Raw genomic sequence first — 26995 nt, forward strand, 5'->3', positions numbered from 1 at the left:
CATTCCGAATCCGAAGGACCGGGCACAATGAGTACGAGAGGCGCCGGGCGCTTTCATGCAGAAGGTGATGTCCGACATTCCAGGAAGCTCGGGACGCATGCTGTCGCGGGCCTCGGCACGCGGCGTGTCCCTGTCGTTCATTCCTGCCCAACTTACAGTCTCGTCGCAGCGATAGTTCAGGAACGCGGTGTAATGCGACGTGGATCACGGCCGGGGTTGTGCCGGCCGGGTTGGAACAACCGCATGAATGGCCGCCCTAACCGCTCCGCGCGCCGCCCGAGCAGCTCAGGGACCCGCCTGGCGGCTGACGAACTCGCGTCGCGCGCCGGTCAGCGGGTCGTCGAACTCGATGCGCTGCGCCAGCAGGCGCAACGGCGCACTGAAGTCGTCAGCCGGAACATCAATGATGTTGGGATACAACGGGTCTCCCCAGATCGGCACGCCCAGCGACGCCATGTGAACCCGCAGCTGGTGGGTGCGCCCGGTGCGCGGCGTCAGCCGGTAGACGCCGTCGGGCAACAACTCCACCAGGGTCTCGGCGTTGGGCGGACCCGGTTCGCACACCGCCTGCAGAACGCCCCGGCGCTTGACGATCTGGTTTGCCACGACGCGCGGCAGCTCCAGCGCCGGGTCGACGTCCGCCCGGGCCAGGTACGTCTTGTGCACCGCCCCGCGGGCGAACATCGTCTGGTAGGCGCCGCGCACCTCGCGCCGCGTGGTGAGCAACAGCACCCCGGCCGTCAGCCGGTCGAGCCGATGCGCCGGGCTCAGCTCGGGCAGGTCCAACTCCCGGCGCAGCCGCACCACCGCGGTCTGGGCGACGTGGCGCCCCCGCGGCATGGTGGCCAGAAAGTGTGGCTTGTCGACCACGACGATGCTGTCGTCGCGGTAGAGCACCGGGATGTCGAAGGGCACCGGCACCTCATCGGGCAGTTCTCGATACAGGTAGACGCTGGCCCCGGCGGGCAGCACCGTGGCCGGGTCGACCGCCGTGCCGTCGGCGTCGACGACCTCCCCGGCCAGGACCTTGGCGCGGGCCGAAGCGCCGAAGCGTGCGGTCAGCTCGGCGAGCACCTCGCCGCCGCGCAGGCGCACCCGGGCGGGGCCCAGCCCGTCGCGCACGGGCAGCGGCGCGGTTCTCAATTCAGGGGCACCGGCTCGAGGATCTCCGCGCGCGCCTCGGGCGCGCTGGCCCGCAATTCGTCGGCGGAGACGTCGTCGGGCTGGGCCTGCGAGAGGATCTCGGCCTCCACCCGCGCGGTGTAGTTCGCGACCTCGCGGTCGATGTCGCCCGCGGTCCACCCCAACACGGGCGCGACCACGTCGGCGACCTCGCGGGCGCAGTCCACGCCGCGGTGCGGATACTCGATGGAGATGCGCATGCGTCGGGCCAGGATGTCCTCGAGGTGCAGGGCCCCCTCGGCGGTGACCGCGTAGAGGGCCTCCACCCGCAGGTATCCCGGCGCCTCCTTGATGGGGTGGAGCAGGCCCGGATTGTCGGCCGCCAACCCCAGCACGTCGCCGATCAGCGAGCCGTAGCGGTCGAGCAGGTGGCGCACGCGGTAGGAATGCAGACCCTGCAGCGCGGCGACGTGCTCGGCCTGGTTGATCAGCGCGAAGTAGCCGTCGGCCCCCAGCAGGCTGACCTTCTCGGTGATCGACGGCGCAACCCGGGCCGGCACGAACTGGACCGCGGCGTCGATCGCGTCGGCCGCCATCACGCGGTAGGTGGTGTACTTGCCGCCGGCGATCGCCACCAGCCCGGGGGCGGGCACCGCGACCGCGTGCTCGCGGGACAGCTTGGAGGTCTCCTCGCTCTCCCCGGCGAGCAGCGGCCGCAAGCCGGCGTACACGCCGTCGATGTCGGCGTGGGTGAGCGGCGTGGCCAGCACGGTGTTGACGGTCCCGAGGATGTAGTCGATGTCGGCCTTGGTGGCCGCGGGGTGGGCCAGGTCCAGGGCCCAGTCGGTGTCGGTGGTGCCGATGATCCAGTGGCTGCCCCACGGGATGACGAACATCACCGACTTCTCGGTGCGCAGAATGATCGCGACGTCACTGACGATCCGGTCGCGCGGCACCACCACGTGGACGCCCTTGGACGCACGCACCCGAAATCGCCCGCGCTGCTTGGACAATGCCTGGATCTCGTCGGTCCACACCCCGGTGGCGTTGACCACGACGTGCCCGCGCACCTCGGTGATCGCGCCGTCCTCGGAGTCGCGCACCCGCACGCCCGTCACCCGGTCGCCCTCGCGCCGCAGCGCGACCACCTGCGTCGAGGAGCGCACCACCGCGCCGTAGTGCGCGGCGGTGCGCGCGACGGTCATGGTGTGCCGGGCGTCGTCGACGACGGTGTCGTAGTAGCGGATTCCGCCGACCAGCGACGTCCGCTTCAGGCCGGGGCTCAACCGCAGGGCACCGGCGCGGGTCAGATGTTTCTGCGCGGGAACGGATTTCGCGCCGCCGAGACGGTCGTAGAGGAAGATCCCGGCGGCGATGTAGGGGCGTTCCCACACCCGGTTGGTCAGCGGGAACAGGAAGGGCATCGGCTTGACCAGGTGCGGCGCCAGCGTCGTCAGCGCCAGCTCGCGCTCGTAGAGCGCCTCGCGCACCAGCCCGAACTCGAGCTGCTCGAGGTAGCGCAGCCCGCCGTGGAACATCTTCGACGAGCGGCTCGACGTGCCGGAGGCGAAATCGCGCGCCTCGACCAGGGCCACCTTGAGCCCGCGGGTGGCGGCGTCGAGTGCACAGCCGGAGCCCACGACGCCGCCGCCGATGACCACCACGTCGAACTGCTCGGTGCCCAGCCGCTCCCAGGCCACCGCACGCTGCTGCGGTCCCAGCACCGAAGCCGGCGAGTCGAGCTGGCTGGGCGCGTGGATCGGATCACTCACGGCCGAGGACTCCTAGGGTGAATCTGGTGTTGGTTACTCGTCAGTAGGACGCTGCCTCACCAAGGCTAGTCGGCAAGCCGATGTTCCGCCGTCCGGTGTGACGCGCACTTCAGTCGAGATCGTCGTGAGCCATCAGGCGGCGGGCGGCCTCGGTGATCGAGCCCGACAACGACGGGTAGACGGCCAGCGTCTGCGCCAGCTCGTTGACGGTGATGCGGTTCTGCACGGCGACGGCGATGGGCAGGATGAGCTCGGAGGCGATGGGCGCGACCACCACGCCGCCGATCACCACGCCGGTGGACTTGCGGCAGAACACTTTGACGAAGCCCTGCCGCAGCCCCGACATCTTCGCCCGCGCGTTGGTGCGCAACGGAAGCATGATGGTGCGGGCCGACACCGACCCGTCGTCGATCGCCGACTGCGGGACCCCGACGGCGGCGATCTCGGGCCTGGTGAACACCGTTGACGCCACGGTGCGCAGCCGGATCGGGCTGACGCCCTCGCCCAGCGCGTGGTACATGGCGATGCGGCCCTGCATGGCGGCCACCGAGGCCAGCAGCAGCAGGCCGGTGCAGTCGCCGGCGGCGTAAATGCCCGGCACGGACGTCCGCGACACCCGGTCGACCTTGAGGTAGTCGCCGCGGCCCAGCTCGATGCCCACGCGTTCGAGGCCGAGTCCTGCGGTGTTGGGCACCGACCCGATGGTCATCAGGGCGTGGCTGCCCTCGACGGTGCGACCGTCGGTCATGGTGACCAGGACCCCACTGGGGGGATGGCCGGTGCGGGTGACCGATTCCGCGCGGGCGTTCTTGATCAGCTGGACGCCTCGTTCGGCGAACGCCTCCTCGAGCACCAGCGCTGCGTCGGCGTCCTCGTAGGGCAGCACCCGGTCCCGGCTGGCCGCGACCGTCACCGGCACGCCCAGTTCGGTGTAGGCGTGCACGAACTCCGCGCCGGTGACGCCCGAGCCCACTACGATCAGGTGCTCGGGCAGCGCGTCCAGGTCGTAGAGCTGGCGCCAGGTCAGGATGCGTTCGCCGTCGGGCTGGGCCGACGGCAGCACCCGCGGGCTGGCGCCGGTGGCGATCAGCACCACGTCGGCCTCGTGCTCGGTGGTCGAGCCGTCCGCGGCGGTGGCCATGATGCGGTGCCGGGCCAGGCCGGGTTCGGGGTCGATCAGCTCGCCCCGCCCGGCGATCACGTGCACGCCCTTGCTGAGCAGGTCGGCGGTGATGTCGGCGGACTGTTCGCTGGCGAGCCGTTTGACCCGGGCGTGGATCCGCGGCAGCGAGATCTTGGCGTCGTCGATGTCGATGTCGAAGCCCAGCCGCGGCGCCCGGCGCAGTTCGGTGCGCAGCCAGGTGGAGGCGATGAACGCCTTGGACGGCACGCAGTCGTCCAACACGGCCGCGCCGCCGATGCCCTCGGAGTCGATCACGGTGATGTGCGTGGTGTCGGGGTGGGAGGTCGCGGCCACCAGCGCGGCTTCGTAACCGGCCGGGCCTCCACCGAGGATCACGATGCGGGTCACCACAAGCCCTAACCTAGCCGCGACCCGATACCCGTGCGCGGCGTGACGTCTAAGCTTTCCCCGTGCCGCTCTACGCCGCGTACGGCTCGAACATGCATCCAGAGCAGATGCTCAAGCGTGCGCCGCACTCTCCGATGGCCGGAACGGGGTGGCTGCACGGGTGGCGGCTGACCTTCGGCGGCGAGGACATCGGCTGGGAGGGCGCCCTGGCCACCGTCGTCGAGGATCCCGGCGCCAGGGTGTTCGTCGTCCTCTACGACATGACCCCTGCCGACGAGATCAACCTCGACCAGTGGGAGGGCTCGGAGTTCGGCGTGCACAAGAAGATCCGGTGCCGGGTGGAGAGGATCTCGTCGGACACCAACACCGACCCCGTGCTGGCGTGGCTGTATGTGCTCGACGCCTGGGAGGGCGGCCTGCCGTCGGCGCGGTATCTGGGCGTGATGGCCGACGCCGCCGAAATCGCCGGCGCCCCGCAGGATTACGTGCACGATCTGCGAACGCGCCCGGCCCACAACATCGGCCCCGGCACCTAGGTTTCTTCGCCGCTCGATGCGGCGTGTCGCTGTACAGACACGCGCGCTCGCGGGGCTAGAGGCGACCCGCCTGCTCGACGATGTTGACCATCAGCCGCACGCCGGTCGCCAGTGCTCGCTCGTCGAGGTCGAACGTCGGCTGGTGCAGGTCCAGCTGCGGGCCCTCCCCGGACCAGACGCCGAGCCGCGCCATGGCGCCGGGAACCTCCTCCAGGTACCAGGAGAAGTCCTCGCCGCCGCCGGACTGCCGGGTGTCGGCCAGCACGTCGGGCCCGATGGCCTCGATCGCGTGGGTGAGGATGTGCGTCGAGACTTCCTCGTTGACCACCGGCGGCACGCCGCGGTGATACCGCATCGTGTGCTCGATCGCCAGCGGCGACAGCAGCGCCGACACGGCCTCGCGGATGATCGCCTCGAGCGACACCCACGTCTGCCGGCTCGCCGTGCGCACGGTGCCGGACAGCACGCCGCTCTGCGGTATGGCGTTGGCGGCCACACCGGCGTTGACCGCGCCCCACACCAGTACCGTGGCGTTGCGTGGGTCGATGCGGCGCGACAGCACCCCGGGCAGCCCGGTGATCAGGGTGCCCAACCCGTAGACCAGGTCGGCCGTCAGGTGCGGGCGCGACGTGTGCCCGCCGGGTGAATACAGCGTGATCTCGATCGAGTCGGCCGCAGACGTGATCGGCCCCTGCCGCACGGCGACCTTGCCGACGGCCAGATGGGGATCGCAGTGCAGGGCGAAGATCCGCGTCACCCCGGCCAGCGCCCCGGCCGCGATCGCGTCGATCGCGCCGCCGGGCATCAGCTCCTCGGCGGCCTGGAAGATCAACCGCACCCCGACCGGCAGCTCCGGCACTGAGGCCAGCACCAGCGCGGTGCCCAGCAGGATCGCGGTGTGCCCGTCGTGGCCGCAGGCGTGCGCGATGTTGGGCATGGTCGAGGCGTACGGGGCGCCGGTCCGCTCGGCCATGGGCAGCGCGTCCATATCGGCCCGCAGCGCGAGCCTGGGCTCGCGCTCGGGACCGAGGTCGCACACCAGCCCCGTTCCGCCGGGCAGCACCTTGGGGTTCAGCCCCGCGTCGGCCAGTCGCTCGGCGACGAACTGGGTGGTGGCGTACTCCTGCCGGCCCAGCTCCGGGTAGCGGTGCAGGTGGCGGCGCCACTCCACCAGGTCGTCGGCGTGGGCGGCCAGCCACGAATCGGCGGTCTCGGCGAGGCTCATGCGTGTCCCCGACGTTCACACAGCGCCAGCACCCGGTCCCGCTCGGCGGGCGTCTGGGCCAGGGTGACGACGGTGCGCGCCAGCATGATGGCGCCGTCGACGACGGCGGCGTCGGCGCTGGGCCTGGCGGCGGCGGCCGTGAAGGCGCGCTGGTGCACCATGGCCCCGCCGGCGTCTACCCCGATCACCGGGTGGATCCCGGGCAAGACATGCGTCACGTTGCCCATGTCGGTGCTTCCCATGGGCAGCGCCGCCTCATACTGCGGCGCCACCGGCTCACGCCCGAGCCGGCGCATCTCCTCGCGGAAGACGTCGGCCAGCCACGCGTCGGGCTTGAGCTCGTCGTAGGCCGGCGCGGGGTTGTCGATCTCGTATTCGCATCCGGTGGCCAGCGCGCCCGCGGCGAAGCACGCGTATATCCGGCCCTCCAGCTCCCGCAGCGAATCCGCCTCGACGGCGCGCATCGCGTACTGCAGCGTGGCGTGCCCGGGGATGACGTTGACGGCCTGGCCGCCGTCGGTGACGATCCCGTGCACCAGCTGGCCCGCCGCGAGCTGCTGCCTCAGCACCCCGATGGCAACCTGCGCGACGGTCACGGCGTCGGCGGCGTTGATGCCGAGGTGCGGCGCGACGGCCGCGTGTGACTCCTTGCCTCGGTAGCGCACCACCGCCTCCGAGAGCGCCAGCGAGCGGGCGGCGGCGATGTCGGCCGGCCCGGGATGGATCATGACGGCCACGGCCACGTCGTCGAACAGGCCGGCCTTCAGCAGCAGCGCCTTACCGCCGCCGGCCTCTTCGGCCGGCGTGCCCAGCAACGACACCCGCAGGCCCAGTTCGTCGGCCACCTCGGCCAGCGCGAGGGCGGCGCCGACGGCCGACGCCGCAATGATGTTGTGCCCGCAGGCATGACCGATCTCCGGCAGCGCGTCGTACTCGGCGCACACGCCGACCACCAGCGGCCCGCTGCCGAAGTCGGCGCGGAACGCGGTTTCCAGACCACCGGCGGGCGCAGTGATCTCGAAGCCGCGCTCGGCGACCAGCGCCTGCGCCTTCGCGCAGCTCCGGTACTCGGTGAACGCGAGCTCGGGCTCGGCGTGGATGGCGTGCGACAACTCGACCAGATCGGCACCGCGGCGCCGCACGACGTCCTCGACGCTTTCCAACGCGGTGACTGTGGGCATGCTCGCAGTATCGCACCGCGGCCCCCCGGCCTCAGCGGCCTACACCAGTCCGGCGATGAACCCCGCGGCCTGGCCCGGGTAGGGCGGCGAGTCGTAGTCGTGGTGCGCGTCGCGGTCACGACCGCCCACGACGCAGACCGGGTCACCGGGGCTACACAGGTCGATGGCCCGCCCGGCGAACTGTCCCGTCGTCGACAGGGGAGTGTTGAAGCGGTTGCCGGGGTTGCCGAACACCGCCACCGCGGCGACCTTGCCGGCCAGGCCGGGGTCCAGCGCGGGGGCCGAGCCGAAGTTGCCGATCGTGTTGCCCAGCGGCGGCACTCCCGCCAGCATCGACACCGCGGCGGCGCCCTGCGAGAAGCCCCCGAGCACCAGATGCGTCGCGGGACACTGGTCGACCATCTGCGCGATGTGGTCGCGCGCGTCGTTGGCGGCGTCGGCGGTGGTCAGAAAGTTGTAGCTGGCAGGGTAGTTCACCGCGTAGTTGTCCAGGCTGCGCCCGCCGAGCGCGGACTGCATTGCGGCGAACAGCGCGTCGCCTTCGGCTCCCAGCCCGGGCGGTTCGGCGGTGCCGCGGGCGAAGATGAGCTGGACATCGGGACAGTCGGCGTTCGCCGTCGGCGAGCCGCCGCACAATGTCGAGGCCGACACCCCGACAGCGAGGACCAGGCCGACGAGCGGCCAACTACGAAAACCCATGTGGCAGATCCTGACATATGTCGGCAAACACCGTCGCGGCGCTAAGCTCGCGCATTGTGAGTGACCCCGGCGAACTCGCCAGGCGGGCGGCGCAGGTGATCGCCGAGCGCACGGGAATCCCCCGCCACGACGTCGCGATCGTCCTGGGCTCGGGCTGGTCGCCGGCCGTGGCGGCGCTCGGCACCCCGACCGCGGTGCTGCCACAGGCGGAGCTGCCGGGATTCGCGCCGCCGACGGCCGTCGGGCACACCGGCGAGCTGCTGTCGATGCGGGTCGGCGGGCACCGGGTGCTGGTGCTCGTCGGCCGCGTGCACGCCTACGAGGGACACGACCTGCGCCACGTCGTGCACGCGGTGCGCGCGGCATGCGCTGCCGGCGTGCACACCGTCGTGCTGACCAACGCGGCGGGCGGGCTGCGCCCGGAGATGACGGTCGGCGAACCGGTGCTGATCAGCGACCACCTGAACCTGACCGCCCGATCGCCGTTGGTCGGGCCGCGGTTCGTCGACCTCACCGACGCCTACTCGCCGCGGCTGCGCGGCCTCGCCCGCCAGGCCGACCCCACCCTGGCCGAAGGCGTGTACGCCGGATTGCCCGGGCCGCACTACGAGACCCCCGCCGAGATCCGGATGCTGCAGACGCTGGGCGCCGACCTGGTGGGCATGTCGACCGTGCACGAGACCATCGCGGCCCGCGCGGCCGGTGCCGAGGTGCTGGGGGTGTCGCTGGTGACCAACCTGGGCGCCGGGATCGGCGGGCAGCCGCTGAGCCACGCCGAGGTGCTGGCCGCCGGGGCCTCGTCGGCCAACCGGATGGGCGCTCTGCTGGCCGGCGTGATCGCCCGGTTCTGACCCCGACGAGACTCCGACGAGACCCCGATGACACCGTCGATGACACCCGAGGAATGGATCGCCCACGATCCCGACCCCCGGACGGCCGCCGAGCTCGCCGCCTGCGCCCCGGACGAGATCGCCGCGCGGTTCGCGCGGCCGTTGACGTTCGGCACCGCCGGGCTGCGCGGCCCGGTCCGGGGCGGGCCCGACGCCATGAACGTCGCGGTGGTGTCCCGCGCCACCTGGGCGGTGGCGCGGGTCCTCGGCGGCGCGCCCGGATCGCTGATCGTGGTGGGCCGCGACGCCCGCCACGGTTCGGCGGTGTTCGCCACCGTCACCGCGGAAGTGCTTGCGGCGCAGGGGGTTTCGGTGATCCTGCTGCCGGGTCCGGTGCCGACACCGCTGACCGCGTACGCCGTGCGCCGCCGGGGCGCGACCGCCGGGATCCAGATCACGGCCTCGCACAATCCGCGCACCGACAACGGCTACAAGGTGTACGCCGACGGCGGCATCCAGATCGTCTCGCCCACCGACCGCGAGATCGAGGCCGCGATCGCCGCAGCGCCCCCGGCCGACCAGATCCCCCGGGCACCGGTCGCACCTGCCGACACCGATCTGGTCCGGCGCTACGTCGAGCGCGCCGCCGGGGTGCGCCGCGGCAGGGGCTCGGTGCGGGTGGCGCTGACCGCGCTGCACGGCGTGGGCGGCGCGGTGGCGGTCGAGACGCTGCGCCGCGCGGGCTTCGACCATGTACACACCGTCGGGGAGCAGTTCGCGCCCGATCCCGACTTCCCGACCGTCGCCTTCCCGAACCCCGAGGAGCCCGGCGCCACCGACGCGCTGCTCACCCTGGCCGCCGACGTGCGCGCCGATGTCGCGATCGCGCTCGATCCCGACGCCGACCGGTGCGCGGTCGGCATCCCCACCGAGACGGGTTGGCGGATGCTGTCCGGCGATGAAACCGGTTGGCTGCTAGGCGATTACATTCTTTCCAGCTCAACGCCGGAGGCGCCGCCGGGACAGCGCGTGGTGGCCAGCACCCTGGTGTCGTCGCGGATGCTGGCGGCCATCGCAGCGCGCCATGGGGCCACCCACGTCGAGACCCGCACCGGCTTCAAGTGGCTGGCGCGCGCCGACGCGGACCTGCCCGGCCGCAGGCTGGTGTACGCCTACGAGGAGGCGATCGGGCACTGCGTCGACCCGGAGGCCGTGCGCGACAAGGACGGAATCAGCGCCGCGGTGCTGGTGTGCGACCTGGTGGCGACACTTGCCGCGCAGGGCCGCTCGGTGCCCGACGCGCTCGACGACCTGGCCCGGCGATACGGCGTGCACGACGTCGCGGCCGTGTCGCGCCGGGTTGCCGAGGCCGGCGAGGCCACCGGCCTGATGCGGCGGCTGGCCGCCGAGCCGCCACGACGGGTGGCCGGATTCGCCGCCACGGCCACCGACCTCGGCGACGCCGTGATCCTGACCGGCGGCGACGACGACGCCTCGGTGCGGGTGGTGGTGCGGCCCTCGGGAACCGAGCCGAAGCTCAAGTGCTACATGGAGGTTCGCTGCGCCGTGACCGGTGACCTGGCGGCGGCCCGGCGGCGGGCGCGCGCGCTGCGCGAGCAGCTGGTGGCCGAGTACGGCTAGCGGGGCCCGTACTGCCGGTCGCCCGCGTCGCCGAGCCCCGGCACGATGTAGGCGTTTTCGTTGAGCCCGTCGTCGACGGCGACGGTGAACAACCGCGCTTCTGGCGCCGCTTTCTCCAGCGCCGCAACACCTTCGGGCGCGGCGACCGCGCACAGCACCGTGATGTCGTCGGCGCCGCGGCGTTGCAGCAGGCCGATCGTGTGTCTCAGCGACCCGCCGGTGGCCAGCATGGGGTCGAGAACCATGACCGGGTGCCCGGCCAAGTCGTCGGGCAGGGACTCGAAATACCCGCTCGCCTGGTGGGTTTGCTCGTCGCGGGCGACGCCGACGAATCCGACCCGGGCCTGCGGCAGCAGAGCGAGGGCCTGGTCGACCATGCCCAGCCCGGCCCGCAGCACCGGAACGAGGACGGGCGGCCGGGCCAATCGCACACCGAGTGTTTCGGCGAGCGGCGTGCGGATCGGGAAGGCCTCCCGGCCCGCGTCCCGGGTGGCCTCGTAGACCAGCATCGCGGTCAGATCGCGCAGCGCGGCCCGGAAGGCCGCGTTGTCGGTGCGTTCGTCGCGCATGATCGTGAGCCGGGCGACCGCCAGCGGGTGGTCAACGACGCGCACCTCCACGGGGATCGACCCTATATAACAATCGCGCGTAAGCCCGCTGACACGCCTTCGCGGACGCCGCCAACGCAACGGTTGCCGCCATATACTCCCCCGGTGCGGAGCCGGAGAAAGCGGCCAAGAAGGCTGCCGGGCAGGGCATATCACGTCCTGCGCCTGGCCGGCGCCTTGGCGCTGGCCGCCTTGGCCGCGACCCCGCTGGCGCCGCGGGTGGACCTGAGCGCGGCCGCCATGCCGCAGCTGGCGCACGTGGTCGTCGTGATCGAGGAGAACCGCTCCGAATCCAACATCATCGGCAGCAAGTCGGCGCCGTTCATCACCGCGCTGGCCGCGGGCGGGGCGAACATGGCGCAGTCGTTCGCCGAGACCCACCCGAGTGAACCGAACTATCTGGCGCTGTTCGCCGGCAACACCCTCGGCGTCACCAAGGACGTCTGCCCCGTCAACGCCGGTGCGGTGCCCAACTTGGCGTCCGAATTGCTTTCCGCCGGTTACACATTCGCCGGTTTCGCCGAAGGCCTGCCCACGGTCGGCTCACCGGTGTGCACGGCGGGCAAGTACGCCCGCAAGCACGTGCCGTGGGCGAATTTCACCAACGTGCCGCCGGCGAACTCCCTGCCGTTCTCGTCGTTCCCGATGGGCAACTACGCGAGCCTGCCCACCGTGTCGTTCGTCATTCCCAACAACGACGACAACATGCACGACGGCTCCATCGCGCAGGGCGACGCCTGGCTCAACCGCGAGCTGTCGGGTTACGCCAACTGGGCGATGGCCAACAACAGCGTGCTGATCGTGACCTGGGACGAGGACGACGGCGGCCCCCGCAACCAGATCCCGACGGTCATCTACGGCGGGCACGTGCGTCCCGGCACCTACACCGAACAGATCAGCCACTACAACGTGCTGTCGACGCTCGAGCAGATGTACGGCCTGCCCAAGACCGGCTACGCGGCCAACGCGCCGGTGATCACCGACATCTGGAGCCCGTAGAGCCCTTCGAGGCCCCTGGCCCAATCGCCCCCTCAACCTCGCCGTCCCGGCGCTCGCCGTCGCGGGGTGTGGCAATCGCGGCGCCGATCGTCGCTATTGTGTGCCGCATGGCTGCTGACCTCGTGCCCATCCGCCTGAGCCTGCCGGCCGGCGACCGCTACACCGTCTGGGCGCCGCGCTGGCGCGACGCCGGCGACGAGTGGGAGGCGTTCCTGGGCAAGGACGAGGACCTCTACGTCTTCCAGAGCGTCGCCGACCTGGCCGCGTTCGTGCGTTCCGACACCGACAACGACCTGGTCGACCACCCCGCATGGAAGGACCTGACCGCAGCGCACGCGCGCAAGCTGCAACCCGCCGAGGACAAGCAGTTCGACCTGGTCGCCGTCGAGGAGCTGATGGCGGAGAAGCCCAGCGAGGCGTCGGTGAGTGCGCTGGCCGGCGCGCTGGCGATCGTGTCGTCGATCGGGTCGGTGTGCGAGCTGCCCGCCGTGTCGAAGTTCTTCAACGGCAACCCCTCGCTGGGCACGGTCTCCGGCGGGATCGACCACTTCGCCGGCAAGGCAGGGCAGAAGCGCTGGAACGCGATCGGCGAGGTCATCGGGCGCAGCTGGGACGACGTGCTCGATGCGATCGAGGAGATCATCAGCATCCCCGAGGTCGACGACGCCCTGTCCGAGAAGGCCGCCGAGGAGCTGGCCGAGGAGCCCGAAGAAGAAGACACCGGAGAAGCCGGCGACGAAGACCACGCCACAGAAGCCACCGAGGCCACCGAGGCCACCGAGGCCGGGGAGGCCACCGACTCCTCAGACGAGCCGGAGCAAGACGAAGCCGAACCCAGGCAAGACGAACACGAAGACGAAGAAGTCGAAGAAGACCGCGCGCCCGGCGACACCGTCGTGCTGGGCGGCGACGAGGACTTCTGGCAGCAGGTGGGCATCGACCCGATCCGGATCATGACGAGCTCGGGCACGTTCTACACGCTGCGCTGCTACCTCGACGACCAGCCGGTCTTCCTCGGGCGCAACGGCAGGATCAGCGTCTTCACCTCCGAGCGTTCGCTGGCGCGCTACCTCGCCGACGAACACGACCACGACCTGGCCGACCTGAGCACCTACGACGACATCCGCACCGCCGCCACCGACGGCTCGCTGGCCGTCGAGGTCACCGACGACAACATCTATGTCCTCAGCGGGCTGGCCGACGACCTCGCCGACGGGCCGGACGCCGTGGACCGCGACCAGCTGGACCTGGCGGTGGAACTGCTCCGCGACATCGGCGACTACTCGGAGGATTCCGCGGTGGACAAGGCGCTCGAAACCGGACGGCCGCTGGGCAAACTGGTGGCCTACGTCCTCGAGCCGGGCTCGGTCGGCAAGCCGGCGCCCCCGTACGCCGCGGTGGTGCGCGAGTGGGAGAAGCTGGAGCAATTCGTCGACGGGCGGCTCAGGCGCGAATAGCCCGTTTGACGGGTTTCCAAGTCTCCTCTTTACTGGCGGGCAGTGTCCGCCGCCGGCCGATGGGACGGCCGGCGGGCTCTAGAACGGGAAGGTGGACCACGTGTCGCTGCCCGGGATCGGCCCGCTGCCCCTGTACGGGTTTCAGCGTCCGGCCCTGCTGCTGTTCGCGCTGATCCCGGTCGCGCTGCTCGCGGTTTACGTCCTCGTTCAGGCCCGGCGCCGCCGCCGGCTGCGCCGGTACACCGAGGCCGAGGTGCCGCAGTCGTTGTGGCGGCACCTGCCGATCGCGGTGTCGCTGCTCGCGCTGCTGCTCTTGACGGTCGCCCTGGGCACGCCGACCCACGACATGCGCATTCCCCGCAACCGGGCGGTCATCATGCTGGTGATCGACATGTCCAACTCCATGCGGGCCACCGACGTCGACCCCAACCGGCTCAAGGCCGCCGAACAGGCCGCGAGCCAGTTCGCCACCCAGCTGACGCCGGGGATCAACCTCGGGCTCGTGGCGTTCGCGGGAACGCCATTCCTGCTGGTGCCCCCCACGCCGCAGCACCAGGCGACCGTCGACGCCCTGAAGAAGCTCGACTTCGCCGACAGCACGGCGACCGGCGAGGCCATCTTCACCGCCCTGCACGCGATCAGCGCCACGGCCGTGGCCGGCGGCGACACCCCGCCGCCCGCCCGCATCGTGCTGCTCTCCGACGGCGGCGAGAACAAGCCGTCGGACCCCAACGATCCGCACGACGGGGCCTACACCGCGTCCCGCCTGGCCAAGGACCAGGGCGTGCCCATCTCGACGATCTCCTTCGGGACGCAGAGCGGCGAGATCGAGATGGAAGGCCACCGCATCGCGGTCCCCGTCTCGACGGACCAGATGAAGATGATCGCCAAGTTGTCGGGCGGTCAGTCCTACACCGCCACCAACCTCAAGGAGCTGGAGAAGGACTACAACGCCATCGAGAACGAGATCGGGTATCGCACGGTGCCCGGCCCCGGCAGCTCGGGGTGGCTGCGCCTGGCCGTCGTCACCGCGCTGGTCGCGGCGGCGCTGGGGCTGTTGATCAACCGGCGGCTGCCCGCCTGAGGAACTAGGCCGGCAACCTGCGGTTGAGCAGCAGACCCGCCAGGATCGCGCCGGCCATGACGACCGCGCCGAGCAGCATCCAGGCCAGGCTGGCATCCCCCTTGACGGTTTCGTAGCCGATCTGGCGCTGCAGCGTCGTGTAGACCTGCTTCAGCGACTCCAGGCTGTCGGCGTGGAAGGCCTGGCCGTCGGTGATCTCGCAGATCTTCTGCAGGGTCTGGTCGTCCACCGGGACGGGGATCGTGGCACCCTCGAAGACGACCGTGCCGTCCGGCGTCCCGAAGGAGATCGTCGAGATCTGCACCCCCTCCGATTTGGCTGCCCGCGCTGCGGTGAACGCGCCCTGGGGGGCGTTGGGGTCCAGCGGCACGTTCTCGGCGCCGTCGGACTCCAGCACGATCCGCGCCGGCGGCGGGCCGTCACCGCCGCCCATCACCGAGCCCACCGTCGCGATCGCCTGCAGCGCGGTGAAGATGCCCTCGCCCGTCGCGGTCTTGGGTGCCGGCTGCAGGCTGTCGATGCCCGCCTTCACCGCCGCGCGGTTGGTGGTCGGCGGGACCAACAGCGTGGCGTTCGCCGCGAACTCCACCAGCCCGAGGTTGATGGCCGGCGTCAGCTCGCTGGCGAACTGCTTGCCCGCCTCCTTGGCGGCGTCCAGCCGGGTGGGGGCGACGTCGGTGGACGCCATCGACTCCGAGACGTCGATGACCAGCATCACGACCGCGCGGTTCAGCGGAATCCGGACGTCGGAGGTGGGCCCGGCCATCGCCGTCGTCAGCAGCACCAGCGACGTGGCCAGCAGGATGGTCGGCACGTGCCGCCACTTGCTCGGCCGCGCCGGCGCGACCCGCTCGAGCACCTCCATGTTGGCAAACCGCAGCACCCGCCGGCGCCGCGCGAACTGTTGGGCCACGTAGCCGACCACAACCAACGCCACGACCAGCAGAAACAGGAAGAACCAGGCGTTCTGGAAGCCGGTGAGCGACACGGGGCCCAGCAGGGGCAACTTCATGTCCAGCCACAGTATTCGTCGAGAGCCGACGCTGCACGCGCCCCGCGCGGGCGAAGCCGGGGCGCGAGATGGAACATTCGCGGGCCCGCCGCGGGCGAGCCGGCTACGTTCCCGGGTTGACCGGGCCACTTTGGTCCGCCAAGCACCCCGTCGACCGGGTATTCTCCTGCTCTATCGGCGGCTGGTGTGGGGCGTGTGGCCGACGTCGAGCGCGTGAGGGAGGCCGTGATGGGTCTTTTTATCAGCTACGCCAGCCGCGACAGGCGGGCCCTCGACGGCCTCATGGCGGCGTTCCAACGGGCCCACCTGCAGGTCTGGCTGGACGAGGAACTGGGCGGCGGCGAGGCGTGGTGGCGCGTGATCCTCGAGCGGATCCGCGACTGTGACGTCTTTATCGTCGCGTTGTCGAACAACTCGCTGGCGTCGAAGCCGTGTCAGGCCGAACTCCGCTATGCCCAGGCGCTGCAGCGGCCCATTCTGCCGGTTCAGGTCGGCCCGCTCGACAGCATGCGCCTCAACCCGCTGTCCACCATGCAGATCATCGACTACCGGAACCCGAGCGTCGACACCGGCATCCAACTGATCGCCGCCGTGCACGAGCAGCGGGCGCGGGTGGGCCCGCTGCCCTCGCCGCTGCCCGACGAGCCGCCGGTGCCGTTCGCCTACCTGATGCGGTTGGCCGTCACGATCAAAGACCCCGTACTCAGCGCTCGCCAGCAGTCCGAGTTGGTGTCGGAACTCAAGTCCGCGCTCGACGAAGACGGCGACGACCCGGCCGCCCGGCGCGATCTCACCCAGCTCCTGTGCATGCTGCGCGACCGCCCCGACGTCACCTACCGCACCCGAACCGACGTCGAGAGCATCATTGCCTCGATGAACGCGGCGGAACCCGCGTCCGGCCCCACCCCACAGCCTCCGTTCCCCCCCGGCCCGTTCCCACCACACACCTCGGGGCCGTTCCCAAGCCAGGGCGGGGGCCCGCCCCCGCAGCCTTTCACGGGACCGGCGCGGCCACCGTTTCCGGGCCCGACCCAGCATCCGGCCCCGACGGGTCGGCGGTCCCGGACGACATGGATCCTCGCCGGCGCCGGCGCCCTGGTCGCCGTCGTCGCGATAGTAATTGCGGCCGTGGTGTTTTGGCCGCACCCGCATCCGACGACGAAAGTCGTCAAGGCCGAGCAGCTGGACTCGATCCTGCTCACCGCCAGCGACCTGAACTCCATCATGGGCACCTCGAACATGCAGCAGATCTCGTCGAGCCATCAGATGGCCACCGCGCCGACGCTGTCGGATCCCAGTTGCGCCGGCGCGGCTGACACCGAGGAACTCACGGCCTATCAGGGCAGTGACTATCAGGCCGTGGCCGACCGGTACGTGCGCGAACCCGGCACCCAATTCGACCATGTCGTGGTCGAGGCCGCGGTCACGTTCTCGTACGCCCCCAACGCCCCCGCGTTCGTGCGGTCTTCCGCCGACAAGTGGAAAGCCTGCGCCGGAAAGACCGTGACGAAGACGCAGCCCGACGGGAAAACCTCGCAGTGGGGCTTCGCCGACGTCGTCGACAACGACACGAAGATCAGCGTCACGTCGTCGCAGGAAGGCTATGTCTGGAGCTGCCAACACACCCTGAGCACGGTGGCCAACGTCGTCATCGACGCCAACGCCTGCGCCGAGCACGTGACCAACGAAGGCACTCAGATCGCCGACAAGATCGCGACCAACGCGACCAACGCCGCGAAGTAGCCGCCCGCACGCGCTCGCCGCGGCGCGCCCGCGTCAGCCGGCGACGAGATCGCGCCGCTGAGTGAACTTGATGTCGAGGCTGCGCAGGTAAGTCTGCAGCCCCGCGTCCTGGATCGGGATGAGGTGCGCGGGCTCGCCGGTCTCGTTGTAGTGGGCGTGCCACATGCCCGGCGGGGTGGTGAAGGCGCAGCCCGCCCGCCAGTCGACGCGGGTCGGGTCGACGATGTCGCCGTGCTCGTCGAGGCGCGTCCCCAGCAGTGAGTAGCAGCCGCTTTCGGGCGCGTCGAGGATCAGGTCCAGCGCGACGGACTGATGCCGGTGCGGGCGCTGAACCTGATTGGGCGGCAGCACCCCGAACATGGCCCACAGCACGTGGGTGATGGTCAGCGTCTGCTCCTGGTTGGCGTTGGCCAGCAGGACGCTGACCCGGCTCTTCTCGTTGGCGCCGGGCCGCGACGCGATCTCCTCCAGCTTCGCCACCGCGTCCGCACGCCGGAACTTGGTCGCCCGGAACCGCGGCTGGGTCGCTTCGACGCCCAGGTAGCGCATCAGCGGCTCGTCGTGCACCCAATACATGGTCGTGTCGGTGGCCGCGTAGAACACCGAACGGGCGCCCGCCGGCAGCGTCAGGAAATCGCCCTTCTCCCACTCGACCAGCTGGCCGTTGACGGCCGCGAAGCCGCGCCCGTAGAGGACGTAGAACAGCTGCGAGGTGGCGTTGGGGCTGGTGTCGATCTGCTCGCCGGGACGGATGCGCAGGAAGTTGGCCAGCAGGGCGGGGCTAGTCGCCGCGCCGGAGCCGATGCCGAGTTCGCCCGACAGGTCCAGCGGGATGACTCCGGTGGGCGAATCGAGGTAGATCTCGGGCTCGAACCGGGTAATCGGCACCTGTGGGGCAAGGCCCGAGCCGATCGGGTTGGCGGCCTTGGAGTACTCGAACAGCCTGGCGTCGTCCGCCCAGTCCTGGAAGCGGCCCTCGAAGCCGTACTCGGCCACGTTGATCATCGGCGCGGGGACCGTGGGGTCCAGCATGGGGGCCAGCTCAGGGGCCGGCTTGGGGGCCACTGCGTTTTCGGTGGTGCTCATCAGCGTCTCCGTACATCGTCTCGTGTCGTGTCGCGTATCTGAATAGTATCTATCTTGTATCTCAGTTGCAAGGCCAACGTGGCCCGCGGCGGTGTACGGTCACCTCCACAACTGAGATACGACTCAGCTACCAGGAAGGACTCGGTGACGACGACGAACGCACGGCCGGCCACGGCCAAGGACCGCGCACTGGAATACGTCAAGACCCAGGTGCTCACGGGCGCTTTCCCCGGCGGCGACCTGATCAGCGAGGGCGACGTGGCCACCGCGCTGGGGATGTCGCGGACCCCGGTCCGCGAGGCGTTCCTGCGACTCGAGGCCGCGGGCCTGCTGCGGCTCTATCCGCAGCGCGGCGCCCTGGTCATCCCGGTCTCGCCCGAGGAGGTCCGCGCCGTCATCGAGGCGCGGCTGGCCCTGGAGCAGTTCGCCGCCGCCAGGGTGGCCGGGCGCGACCCCGCCGCGGGCGCCGCGCTGTACGAACGACTTTCGGGCGAGCTGGACCGGCAGCGCGCCGCCGCCGCGGCGGAGAACTGGAAGGATTTCCTGGACGCCGACCGCGCCTTCCACGCCGTCACACTGGAAGAGGCCGGGAACGCCATCCTGTCCGGGTTCTACTCGTCGCTGCGGGACCGGCAGATGCGGATGATCGGGGAATCAGCGCTGCGCGATCCCAACCGGATGTCGACGATCATGGACGAGCATCAGAGCATCGCCCAAGCCCTGCGCGACGGCGATCAGCCGCGCGCGCTGCAGGCCGTGCAGGACCATCTGGCGAGCACCGTGCGCGCGATGGGCCTCGCCTGGGACCCGATCTGACGGCCCAATTGCGTTAGACAATCGTCGATTCGGGGAAGTCCTTGACACAGATGGTGCCCGTCCCGGGTGCCGCGAAGTCAGGAGCTGAAATGATCGGATCGATTATCCTCGCCATCGTCGTGGGCGCGATCGTCGGTTTGGTGGCACGTCTCGTCATGCCGGGCAAGCAGAACATCGGCATGCTGATGACGGTTCTCGTCGGCGCCGTGGGGGCGCTGATCGGCTCGGCGGTGGCCAGCCAGTTCGGGTACCACAACGCCAACGGCGGAATCGCGTGGATTCCGTTCTTCATCGGGGTCGGCGCCGCCGTCGTCCTCATCGCGATCTACGAGGCCGTGACGGGTCGCCGCAGCGGCACCCGGCTGCCTCACTAGGGTTACAGCCAAGCAGTTGACCGCCCGAGGGCCGCGATCTTCTCCCGAGACCGCGGCTTTCGGGTGGTTGCGTTTAGAGCCAGGCTGAAAGGTGTTGCGTTGCTGGGTCTCTCGGGGCTTCTGCTGGCGAAGCTGGCCGCGTCGGCGCTGGTCGTGGCGCTGTCGCCCGTGGCGATCGTGGTGACCCTGGTGCTGTTGATCCACAACGACCGGCCGAAGTGGTCGAGCATCGGCTACCTGCTGGGCCGATCGGTGTCGGTGACGGCGATGACGCTGGTGTTCATGCGACTGCCCCGGTTGTTCGAGACTTTTCAGAGCCTTCAGGAGCCCGCGCCGGCGTGGACGGATTGGGTCGCCGTGACCGCCGGGGCGGTGCTCGTCGTGCTGGGCGCCTGGCTGTGGCGGCGGCGGGACCGGGCCACGAACAGCCGCTGGTGGGACGGGGTCGGCCGGATCCCGCCGGCGGTGGCCGCCGCCATCGGGATGTTCCCCATCCTGACCAATCTCAAGGTGCTGGCCGCCAGCGCGGCCGCGGGCACCCAGATCGCCCACGCGCCGTTGGACGTCGCCGGCGCGGTGGCGGCAGTCGCCTTCTATGCCGTCCTGGCGAACTCGACCGTCGCCGCGCCCATCCTGGCCTACCTCGTCGTCGGGCCGCGTATCGACCCGCAGCTGGAACTGATCCGGCGCTGGGTTCAGCGCCGCCACCGCACCATGACCGCCGCGACCTCCGTGGCCGTGGGGGTGGCCGTAGTGCTGTACGGGCTGGCCTGAGATCCGGCGCGCCCGTCGGAACGCCCCGTCAGCCGATCAGCACCGCGTACCGCGGTTTGATCACGTCGTCGATGATCGCCAGCCGCTCGTCGAACGGGATGAACGCCGACTTCATCGCGTTGATGGTGAAACGCTCCAGATCGCTCCACCCGTAGCCGAAAGCCTGGACCAGCCGGTGCATCTCGAGACTCATCGTGGTGTCGCTCATCAGCCGGTTGTCGGTGTTGACGGTGACCCGGAACCGGGCGCGGGCAAGCAGGTCGAACGGGTGCTCGGCGATGCTCTTGACGGCGCCGGTCTGCACGTTGGAGCTGGGGCACAACTCCAACGGAATTCGCTTGTCCCGCAGGATGGATGCCTGCCGGCCCAGGCGGACCCCGCCGTCAGCGAGCACGTCGATGTCGTCGACGATGCGCACCCCGTGGCCCAGCCGGTCGGCCCCGCAGAACGCGATCGCCTCGTGGATGGACGGCAGGCCGAAGGCCTCACCGGCGTGAATGGTGAACCGCGCGTTGTGGTCCCGCATGTACTCGAAGGCGTCCAGGTGACGTGTCGGTGGGTTGCCCGCCTCGGCCCCGGCGATGTCGAACCCGACAACGCCTTTGTCCCGGAAGCGGATCGCCAGCTCGGCGATCTCGCGGGACACCGCCGCGTGCCGCATGGCGGTGACCAGGAGGCGCACCACGATGGGGCGGCCGGCGGCCGCGGCGGCCTTCTCGCCGTCGGCGAAACCCGCGAGCACCGCGTCGACGATCTCGTCGAACGACAGGCCGCGGTCGATGTGCAGCTCGGGCGCAAACCGGACCTCGGCGTACACCACCGAGTCGGCGGCCAGGTCCTCCACGCACTCGTAGGCGACACGGTGCAACGACTCGGGTGTCTGCATCACCGCGACGGTGTGGGAGAACGGCTCCAGATAACGCTCCAGCGACCCGCTGTGCGACTGGGTGCGGAACCACTTCGCCAGTTCGTCGACGTCGGTGGTGGGCAGCCCGTCGTAGCCGACCTGGGCGGCGATCTCCACCACGGTCGACGGCCGCAGCCCGCCGTCGAGATGGTCGTGCAGCAGTGCCTTGGGCGCCTTCTTGATCTGAGACAGGTCCAGCTTCATGCGGTGATCCGATCGATGATCAGCGGACGCGGCGGGGGCGGTGCGTCGCCGACGCTCCAGCCGCCGTCGAGCTCTGCCAGCGCGGCGGCAAAGCGCTCCGGGGTGTCGGTGTAGAGGGTGAACAGCGCCTCGCCGGCCGCGACGGGCTCACCCGGGCGGCGGTGGATCCTGATGCCCGCGCCGGATTGCACCGCGTCGCCCGGGCGGGATCGCCCCGCGCCCAGCCGCCACGCCGCCAGCCCCACTGCCATCGCGTCGATATCGCCCATTGTGCCGCCCCGGCCGGCGGTCACGGTCTCCGAACACCGACCGATCGGGAGCGGCACAGACAAATCGCCGCCCTGCGCGGCGATCAGGCGGCGGAATCGGTCCATGGCGGAGCCGTCGCGCAGGGCCTCGGCGGGGTCGCGGCCGTCGATTCCGGCGAGCCGCAGCATCTCGGCGGCCAGCCGCAGAGTCAGCTCCACCACGTCGGGCGGTCCGCCGCCGGCCAGCACGTCGAGCGACTCGGCCACCTCGAGGGCGTTGCCGGCGGTTGCTCCCAGGGGGCGGTTCATGTCCGTCAGGAACGCGTGGGTGGGCACGCCGTGGGCGGCGCCCAGCTCGACCATGGTGTGCGCCAGCTCGCGGGACTGCGCCTCCGAGCCCGTCAACGCCCCGGCACCGACCTTCACGTCGAGCACCAGCGCGCCGGCCCCCTCGGCCAGCTTCTTGCTCATCACCGAGCTCGCGATCAGCGGCACCGACTCGACGGTGGCGGTGACGTCGCGCAGTCGGTACAGCTTGGCGTCGGCCGGCGCCAGCTCGCCGGCGGCGAAGATGGCCGCCCCCACCTCGGCGAGTTGCTCGCGCACCCGCCGCGTACAGATCGCGCCGGTGAACCCGGCGATCGCCTCCAGCTTGTCCAGCGTGCCGCCGGTGTGGCCGAGCCCACGGCCGGATGCCTGCGGCACCGCCGCGCCGCACGCGGCGACGACGGGCACCAGCGGGAGGGTGATCTTGTCCCCGACCCCACCGGTGGAGTGCTTGTCGACCGTGGGCAGCGGCAGGTCGCTGAAGTCGAGCCGCTCGCCCGACGCCAGCATCGCCGCGGTCCACCGGGCGGTCTCGCCGGAATCCATGCCGCGCAACAGGATCGCCATCAGCAGCGCCGCCATCTGCTCCTCGGCCACGATGCCCTCGGTGTAGGCCGCGATCACCCAGTCGATGGCGGCGTCGGACAGCCGGCCGCCGTCGCGCTTGGTCCGGATCACCGTGGGCGCATCGAAGGTCGCGGTCATGCCCGCGCGAGATCATCGGGCCCGAACGGGTCGGGCAGCAGGTCGCCCAGCCGGCGGGGCCCGGCCGGGTGGTCGATCAGCAGTTCGGTGCCGCCGTGCTCGAGCAGCACCTGACGGCACCGCCCGCACGGCATCAGCAACGCCCCGCGCCCGTCGACGCACGCCAGCGCGACCAGCCGGCCGCCCCCGCTCGCGTACAGGGCGCACACCACGCCGCACTCGGCGCAGAGACCAAGGCCATATGAGACGTTCTCCACATTGCAGCCGGTGACCACCCGCCCGTCGTCGACCAGCCCGGCCGCGCCCACCCGGAATTCCGAATAAGGCGCGTAGGCGTGGTCGGCCACACCTTTTGCCTTGTCCCGCAACATATTCCAATCGATATCAGGCACGCGCAGCCCCCCGGAAGCCGCGCTGCCGTATGGGCCTGATCACGACAGCAACCCTAGCCCGAGGTGGCACTTCGCAGTGCGGACCGCTCGGAGCAAACGGCACCCTGTGCGAGCTAGGCTGAACTGCTCGGCGTTGACTTCGACGAGCCGTGACTCGAGGCGGTGAGGGGCAGAGGTGAGTACGCAGGCGAAAACCGCGGATTCGGCCGGACCCGGCCCGGGTTCGGCGGCCTCGCGCAGGCGGCGCCCACCGCGAACCCTGTACCGCGGCGACCCCGGCATGTGGTCGTGGGTGCTGCACCGCATCAGCGGCGCGACGGTCTTCTTCTTCCTGTTCGTGCACGTGCTGGGCACCGCGATGCTGCGGGTCAGCCCGCAGACCTACGACGGGGTCATCCACGACTATCAGACCCCGGTGGTCGGGCTGATGGAGTTCGGGCTGGTCGCGGCCGTGCTGTTCCACGCGCTGAACGGGATCCGGGTGATCCTCATCGACTTCTGGGCCGACGGCACCCGCTACCAGCGGCTGATGTTGTGGATCGTCGGCGTGGTCTTCCTGCTGCTGCTCGTCCCGTCCGGCGTGGTGCTGGGCGTTCACGCTCTGGAGCACTTCCGATGAACAGCCCGGACCTGCAGCTCGGGAAGGGCGAGGTCGCGCCCGTCCGGCAGCGCAGCCACGACCGCCCCGCCAGCCTGGACAACCCGCGCTCGCCGCGCCGGCGCGCCGGCATCCCGAACTTCGAGAAGTTCGCCTGGCTGTTCATGCGGTTCTCCGGCGTCGCGCTGGTGGTGCTGGCGCTGGGGCACATGTTCATCACGCTGATGTGGGACGACGGCGTCTACCGCATCGACTTCAACTTCGTCGCGCAGCGCTGGGCCTCGCCGTTCTGGCAGATGTGGGACCTGCTGTTGCTGTGGCTGGCCGAACTGCACGGCGGCAACGGCCTGCGCGTCATCATCGACGACTACAGCCGCAAGGACAGCACCCGGTTCTGGCTGAACTCGCTGCTGCTGTTGTCCGTGCTGTTCACGCTGGTGCTGGGCACCTACGTGATCATGACCTTCGACCCGAACATCGGGAGCTGACCCATGATCGCCCAACACCGATACGACGTGGTGATCGTCGGCGCCGGGGGCGCCGGCATGCGGGCGGCGGTCGAGGCCGGTCCCCGGGTGCGCACCGCGGTGCTGACCAAGCTCTACCCCACCCGCAGCCACACCGGCGCCGCCCAGGGGGGCATGTGCGCCGCGCTGGCCAACGTCGAGGACGACAACTGGGAATGGCACACCTTCGACACCGTCAAGGGCGGCGACTATCTCGCCGACCAGGATGCCGTCGAGATCATGTGCCGCGAGGCCATCGACGCGGTGCTCGACCTGGAGAAGATGGGGATGCCGTTCAATCGGACCCCCGAGGGCCGCATCGACCAGCGCCGCTTCGGCGGGCACACCCGCGACCACGGCAAGGCCCCGGTGCGCCGCGCGTGCTACGCCGCCGACCGCACCGGCCACATGATCCTGCAGACCCTCTATCAGAACTGCGTCAAGCACGACGTGCAGTTCTTCAACGAGTTCTACGCGCTGGACCTGGTGCTCACGCAGACCCCGGGCGGGCCGGTGGCCACCGGGGTGGTCGCCTACGAGCTGGCGACCGGCGAGATCCACGTGTTCCACGCCAAGGCCGTCGTGATCGCGACCGGCGGCTCGGGCCGCATGTACAAGACCACCTCCAACGCGCACACCCTGACCGGTGACGGAATCGGCATCGTCTTCCGCAAGGGGCTTCCGTTGGAGGACATGGAGTTCCACCAGTTCCACCCGACCGGGCTGGCCGGCCTGGGCATCCTGATCTCCGAGGCCGTGCGCGGCGAGGGCGGCCGGCTGCTCAACGGCGAGGGCGAGCGGTTCATGGAGCGTTACGCCCCGACGATCATCGACCTGGCGCCACGCGACATCGTCGCCCGCTCGATGGTGCTCGAGGTCCTCGAGGGACGCGGCGCGGGACCGCACAAGGACTACGTCTACATCGACGTGCGTCACCTGGGCGCGGACGTGCTGGAGGCCAAGCTGCCCGACATCACCGAGTTCGCCCGCACCTACCTGGGCGTTGACCCCGTGCACGAACTGGTCCCGGTCTACCCCACCTGCCACTACGTGATGGGCGGCATCCCGACCACGGTGACCGGACAGGTGCTGGCCGACAACACCTCCACCGTGCCGGGGCTCTACGCGGCCGGGGAATGCGCATGCGTGTCGGTGCACGGCGCCAACCGGCTGGGCACCAACTCGCTGCTGGACATCAACGTCTTCGGCCGCCGGGCCGGGATCGCCGCGGCTTCGTACGCGCGGGGCCACGACTTCGTCGACATGCCGCCGAACCCGGAGCAGATGGTGGTGGGCTGGGTGCGCGGCATCCTCTCCGAGCACGGCAACGAGCGCGTCGCCGACATCCGCGGTGCCCTGCAGCAGACGATGGACAACAACGCCGCGGTGTTTCGCACCGAGGAGACGCTGAAGCAGGCGTTGACGGACATCCACGCCCTCAAGGAGCGGTACTCGCGGATCACCGTGCACGACAAGGGAAAGCGCTTCAACAGCGACCTGCTGGAAGCCATCGAGCTGGGCTTCCTGCTGGAGCTGGCCGAGGTCACCGTGGTCGGGGCGCTGAACCGCAAGGAATCCCGCGGCGGGCATGCCCGCGAGGACTACCCGGACCGCGACGACGTGAATTACATGCGACACACCATGGCCTACAAGCAAATTGGGGCCGACAAGCAGGGCACCGAGCTGCTGAGCGACATCGCGCTGGACTTCAAGCCCGTCGTGCAGACCCGCTACGAACCCAAGGAGCGCAAGTACTGATGACGGCAGGCGACAGCGTCGATACGGACGTCGAACGGGCGCCCGATCCCCCTCTGCCCCCCATCCCCGAGGGGGCGGTGATGGTGACGGTGAAGATCGCCCGGTTCAACCCCGACGATCCGGACGCCTTCGCCAAAACCGGCGGCTGGCAGAGCTTCCGGGTGCCGTGCCTGCCCAGCGACCGGCTGCTCAACCTGTTGATCTACATCAAGGGCTACCTGGACGGGACGCTCACCTTCCGGCGGTCCTGCGCCCACGGGGTGTGCGGCTCCGATGCCATGCGCATCAACGGCGTCAACCGGCTGGCCTGCAAGGTGCTGATGCGCGACCTGCTGCCACCAGACCGGCGCAAGACCAAAAAGGGGGGGCTGACCGTCACGGTCGAACCGATCCGCGGGCTGCCCGTGGAGAAGGACCTGGTGGTCGACATGGAGCCCTTCTTCGACTCCTACCGCGCGATCAAGCCCTACCTGGTCACCAGCGGCAATCCGCCCACGCGCGAACGCATTCAGAGCCCCACCGACCGGGCCCGCTACGACGACACGACCAAGTGCATCCTGTGCGCGGCGTGCACCACGAGTTGCCCCGTGTTCTGGAACGAGGGCAGTTACTTCGGCCCGGCGGCGATCGTCAACGCGCACCGCTTCATCTTCGACAGCCGCGACGAGGCCGCAGCAGAGCGCCTCGACATCCTCAACGAGGTCGACGGCGTGTGGCGGTGCCGCACCACGTTCAACTGCACCGAAGCCTGCCCGCGCGGCATCCAGGTCACCAAGGCGATCCAAGAGGTCAAGCGCGCCCTGATGTTCACGCGCTGACGCACTGCCCGCCGAGCGTGACGGCCGCGTCACGCTCGGGCC

Annotated in this window: 26 protein-coding genes; 14 read left to right on the forward strand and 12 right to left on the reverse strand. The window is 70.4% G+C overall.

Annotated elements, in window-relative coordinates:
- Window positions 1-285: 285 nt before the first annotated feature.
- From G6N48_RS14405 to G6N48_RS14415, 3 genes are all read right to left on the reverse strand, one after another.
- On the reverse strand, window positions 286-1143 hold the full coding sequence (locus G6N48_RS14405) for a pseudouridine synthase (protein WP_139825904.1): 858 nt from the start codon (window positions 1141-1143) through the stop codon (window positions 286-288).
- Window positions 1140-2894, reverse strand: a complete 1755-nt coding sequence (locus G6N48_RS14410) for a glycerol-3-phosphate dehydrogenase/oxidase (RefSeq protein ID WP_085270630.1) — start codon at window positions 2892-2894, stop codon at window positions 1140-1142. The genes G6N48_RS14405 and G6N48_RS14410 overlap by 4 nt, the downstream gene beginning before the upstream one ends.
- A 109-nt stretch (window positions 2895-3003) precedes the next feature.
- Entirely contained in the window at window positions 3004-4428 is a 1425-nt protein-coding gene (locus tag G6N48_RS14415) for an NAD(P)H-quinone dehydrogenase (protein WP_085270629.1), read from the reverse strand.
- Between the two features lie 59 nt (window positions 4429-4487).
- On the opposite strand from G6N48_RS14415, the gene G6N48_RS14420 reads away from it, so the two are divergent.
- Window positions 4488-4961: a gamma-glutamylcyclotransferase gene (locus tag G6N48_RS14420; RefSeq protein ID WP_085270628.1), complete on the forward strand. Its 474-nt coding sequence runs from the start codon at window positions 4488-4490 to the stop codon at window positions 4959-4961.
- Between the two features lie 55 nt (window positions 4962-5016).
- Here the strand turns inward: G6N48_RS14420 and G6N48_RS14425 are convergent, their stop codons facing one another.
- From G6N48_RS14425 to G6N48_RS14435, 3 genes are read right to left on the reverse strand one after another with little or no spacing between them, the layout of a single operon-like run.
- Window positions 5017-6186, reverse strand: coding sequence for an amidohydrolase (locus G6N48_RS14425; protein ID WP_085270627.1), 1170 nt, complete (start codon window positions 6184-6186; stop codon window positions 5017-5019).
- Window positions 6183-7367 carry a M20 family metallopeptidase gene (locus G6N48_RS14430; protein ID WP_085270626.1) on the reverse strand — a complete coding sequence of 395 codons (1185 nt, stop codon included), beginning with the start codon at window positions 7365-7367 and terminating at the stop codon, window positions 6183-6185. Before G6N48_RS14430 ends, G6N48_RS14425 begins: the two co-directional genes overlap by 4 nt.
- Window positions 7368-7406: 39 nt before the next feature.
- Complete coding sequence (locus tag G6N48_RS14435) at window positions 7407-8066, reverse strand: cutinase family protein (RefSeq protein WP_085270625.1); 660 nt, start codon at window positions 8064-8066, stop codon at window positions 7407-7409.
- 17 nt (window positions 8067-8083) lie between these two features.
- Here G6N48_RS14435 and G6N48_RS14440 point away from each other — a divergent pair, with 17 nt between their 5' ends.
- Both G6N48_RS14440 and G6N48_RS14445 read left to right on the forward strand, forming a co-directional pair.
- The gene (locus G6N48_RS14440) at window positions 8084-8917 is read left to right on the forward strand and encodes a purine-nucleoside phosphorylase (protein ID WP_085270624.1); all 834 of its coding nucleotides are present in this window, start codon (window positions 8084-8086) and stop codon (window positions 8915-8917) included.
- Between the two features lie 39 nt (window positions 8918-8956).
- Window positions 8957-10537, forward strand: coding sequence for a phospho-sugar mutase (locus tag G6N48_RS14445; protein ID WP_085270681.1), 1581 nt, complete (start codon window positions 8957-8959; stop codon window positions 10535-10537).
- On the opposite strand, the gene upp is transcribed toward G6N48_RS14445, so the two are convergent.
- Window positions 10534-11157: a uracil phosphoribosyltransferase gene (gene upp / locus G6N48_RS14450; RefSeq protein ID WP_085270623.1), complete on the reverse strand. Its 624-nt coding sequence runs from the start codon at window positions 11155-11157 to the stop codon at window positions 10534-10536. The two genes, G6N48_RS14445 and upp, sit on opposite strands and share 4 nt — an antisense overlap.
- Before the next feature lie 147 nt (window positions 11158-11304).
- Between upp and G6N48_RS14455 the strand changes: the two genes are divergently transcribed.
- From G6N48_RS14455 to G6N48_RS14465, 3 genes are all read left to right on the forward strand, one after another.
- Complete coding sequence (locus G6N48_RS14455) at window positions 11305-12144, forward strand: alkaline phosphatase family protein (RefSeq protein ID WP_443677841.1); 840 nt, start codon at window positions 11305-11307, stop codon at window positions 12142-12144.
- A 107-nt stretch (window positions 12145-12251) separates the two neighbouring features.
- Complete coding sequence (satS, locus tag G6N48_RS14460; RefSeq protein WP_085270621.1) at window positions 12252-13601, forward strand: protein export chaperone SatS; 1350 nt, start codon at window positions 12252-12254, stop codon at window positions 13599-13601.
- Between the two features lie 100 nt (window positions 13602-13701).
- Entirely contained in the window at window positions 13702-14685 is a 984-nt protein-coding gene (locus G6N48_RS14465) for a VWA domain-containing protein (protein ID WP_085270680.1), read from the forward strand.
- Window positions 14686-14689: 4 nt separating this feature from the next.
- Here G6N48_RS14465 and G6N48_RS14470 read toward each other — a convergent pair whose 3' ends face one another.
- The gene (locus tag G6N48_RS14470; RefSeq protein WP_085270620.1) at window positions 14690-15697 is read right to left on the reverse strand and encodes a VWA domain-containing protein; all 1008 of its coding nucleotides are present in this window, start codon (window positions 15695-15697) and stop codon (window positions 14690-14692) included.
- A 228-nt stretch (window positions 15698-15925) separates the two neighbouring features.
- Here G6N48_RS14470 and G6N48_RS14475 point away from each other — a divergent pair, with 228 nt between their 5' ends.
- Window positions 15926-17440, forward strand: coding sequence for a sensor domain-containing protein (locus G6N48_RS14475; protein ID WP_139825903.1), 1515 nt, complete (start codon window positions 15926-15928; stop codon window positions 17438-17440).
- A gap of 33 nt (window positions 17441-17473) precedes the next feature.
- On the opposite strand, the gene G6N48_RS14480 is transcribed toward G6N48_RS14475, so the two are convergent.
- Window positions 17474-18526, reverse strand: a complete 1053-nt coding sequence (locus tag G6N48_RS14480) for a cupin domain-containing protein (protein ID WP_085270618.1) — start codon at window positions 18524-18526, stop codon at window positions 17474-17476.
- Between the two features lie 144 nt (window positions 18527-18670).
- Here G6N48_RS14480 and G6N48_RS14485 point away from each other — a divergent pair, with 144 nt between their 5' ends.
- From G6N48_RS14485 to G6N48_RS14495, 3 genes are all read left to right on the forward strand, one after another.
- Window positions 18671-19342 carry a GntR family transcriptional regulator gene (locus G6N48_RS14485; RefSeq protein ID WP_085270617.1) on the forward strand — a complete coding sequence of 224 codons (672 nt, stop codon included), beginning with the start codon at window positions 18671-18673 and terminating at the stop codon, window positions 19340-19342.
- An 89-nt stretch (window positions 19343-19431) separates the two neighbouring features.
- Entirely contained in the window at window positions 19432-19716 is a 285-nt protein-coding gene (locus G6N48_RS14490; protein WP_085270679.1) for a GlsB/YeaQ/YmgE family stress response membrane protein, read from the forward strand.
- 99 nt (window positions 19717-19815) lie between these two features.
- Window positions 19816-20490, forward strand: coding sequence for a GAP family protein (locus G6N48_RS14495; protein WP_161494236.1), 675 nt, complete (start codon window positions 19816-19818; stop codon window positions 20488-20490).
- 28 nt (window positions 20491-20518) lie between these two features.
- Here G6N48_RS14495 and G6N48_RS14500 read toward each other — a convergent pair whose 3' ends face one another.
- From G6N48_RS14500 to G6N48_RS14510, 3 genes are read right to left on the reverse strand one after another with little or no spacing between them, the layout of a single operon-like run.
- Entirely contained in the window at window positions 20519-21601 is a 1083-nt protein-coding gene (locus G6N48_RS14500; RefSeq protein WP_085270615.1) for an adenosine deaminase, read from the reverse strand.
- A complete protein-coding gene (locus G6N48_RS14505; protein ID WP_085270614.1) occupies window positions 21598-22881 on the reverse strand; it encodes a thymidine phosphorylase in 1284 nt (427 codons plus the stop codon). Before G6N48_RS14505 ends, G6N48_RS14500 begins: the two co-directional genes overlap by 4 nt.
- A complete protein-coding gene (locus G6N48_RS14510; RefSeq protein WP_085270613.1) occupies window positions 22878-23273 on the reverse strand; it encodes a cytidine deaminase in 396 nt (131 codons plus the stop codon). Before G6N48_RS14510 ends, G6N48_RS14505 begins: the two co-directional genes overlap by 4 nt.
- A gap of 280 nt (window positions 23274-23553) precedes the next feature.
- On the opposite strand from G6N48_RS14510, the gene sdhC reads away from it, so the two are divergent.
- Genes sdhC through G6N48_RS14530 form a run of 4 tightly spaced genes read left to right on the forward strand, consistent with a single transcriptional unit; the run spans window position 23554 to window position 26953 of the window.
- Complete coding sequence (gene sdhC / locus G6N48_RS14515; protein WP_232066792.1) at window positions 23554-23892, forward strand: succinate dehydrogenase, cytochrome b556 subunit; 339 nt, start codon at window positions 23554-23556, stop codon at window positions 23890-23892.
- The gene (locus G6N48_RS14520) at window positions 23889-24359 is read left to right on the forward strand and encodes a succinate dehydrogenase hydrophobic membrane anchor subunit (RefSeq protein ID WP_085270611.1); all 471 of its coding nucleotides are present in this window, start codon (window positions 23889-23891) and stop codon (window positions 24357-24359) included. The genes sdhC and G6N48_RS14520 overlap by 4 nt, the downstream gene beginning before the upstream one ends.
- Window positions 24360-24362: 3 nt before the next feature.
- On the forward strand, window positions 24363-26135 hold the full coding sequence (gene sdhA, locus G6N48_RS14525; protein ID WP_085270610.1) for a succinate dehydrogenase flavoprotein subunit: 1773 nt from the start codon (window positions 24363-24365) through the stop codon (window positions 26133-26135).
- Complete coding sequence (locus tag G6N48_RS14530) at window positions 26135-26953, forward strand: succinate dehydrogenase iron-sulfur subunit (RefSeq protein ID WP_085270609.1); 819 nt, start codon at window positions 26135-26137, stop codon at window positions 26951-26953. Before sdhA ends, G6N48_RS14530 begins: the two co-directional genes overlap by 1 nt.
- Window positions 26954-26995 lie beyond the last annotated feature (42 nt).

Source organism: Mycobacterium parmense (assembly GCF_010730575.1).
GTDB lineage: Bacteria > Actinomycetota > Actinomycetes > Mycobacteriales > Mycobacteriaceae > Mycobacterium > Mycobacterium parmense.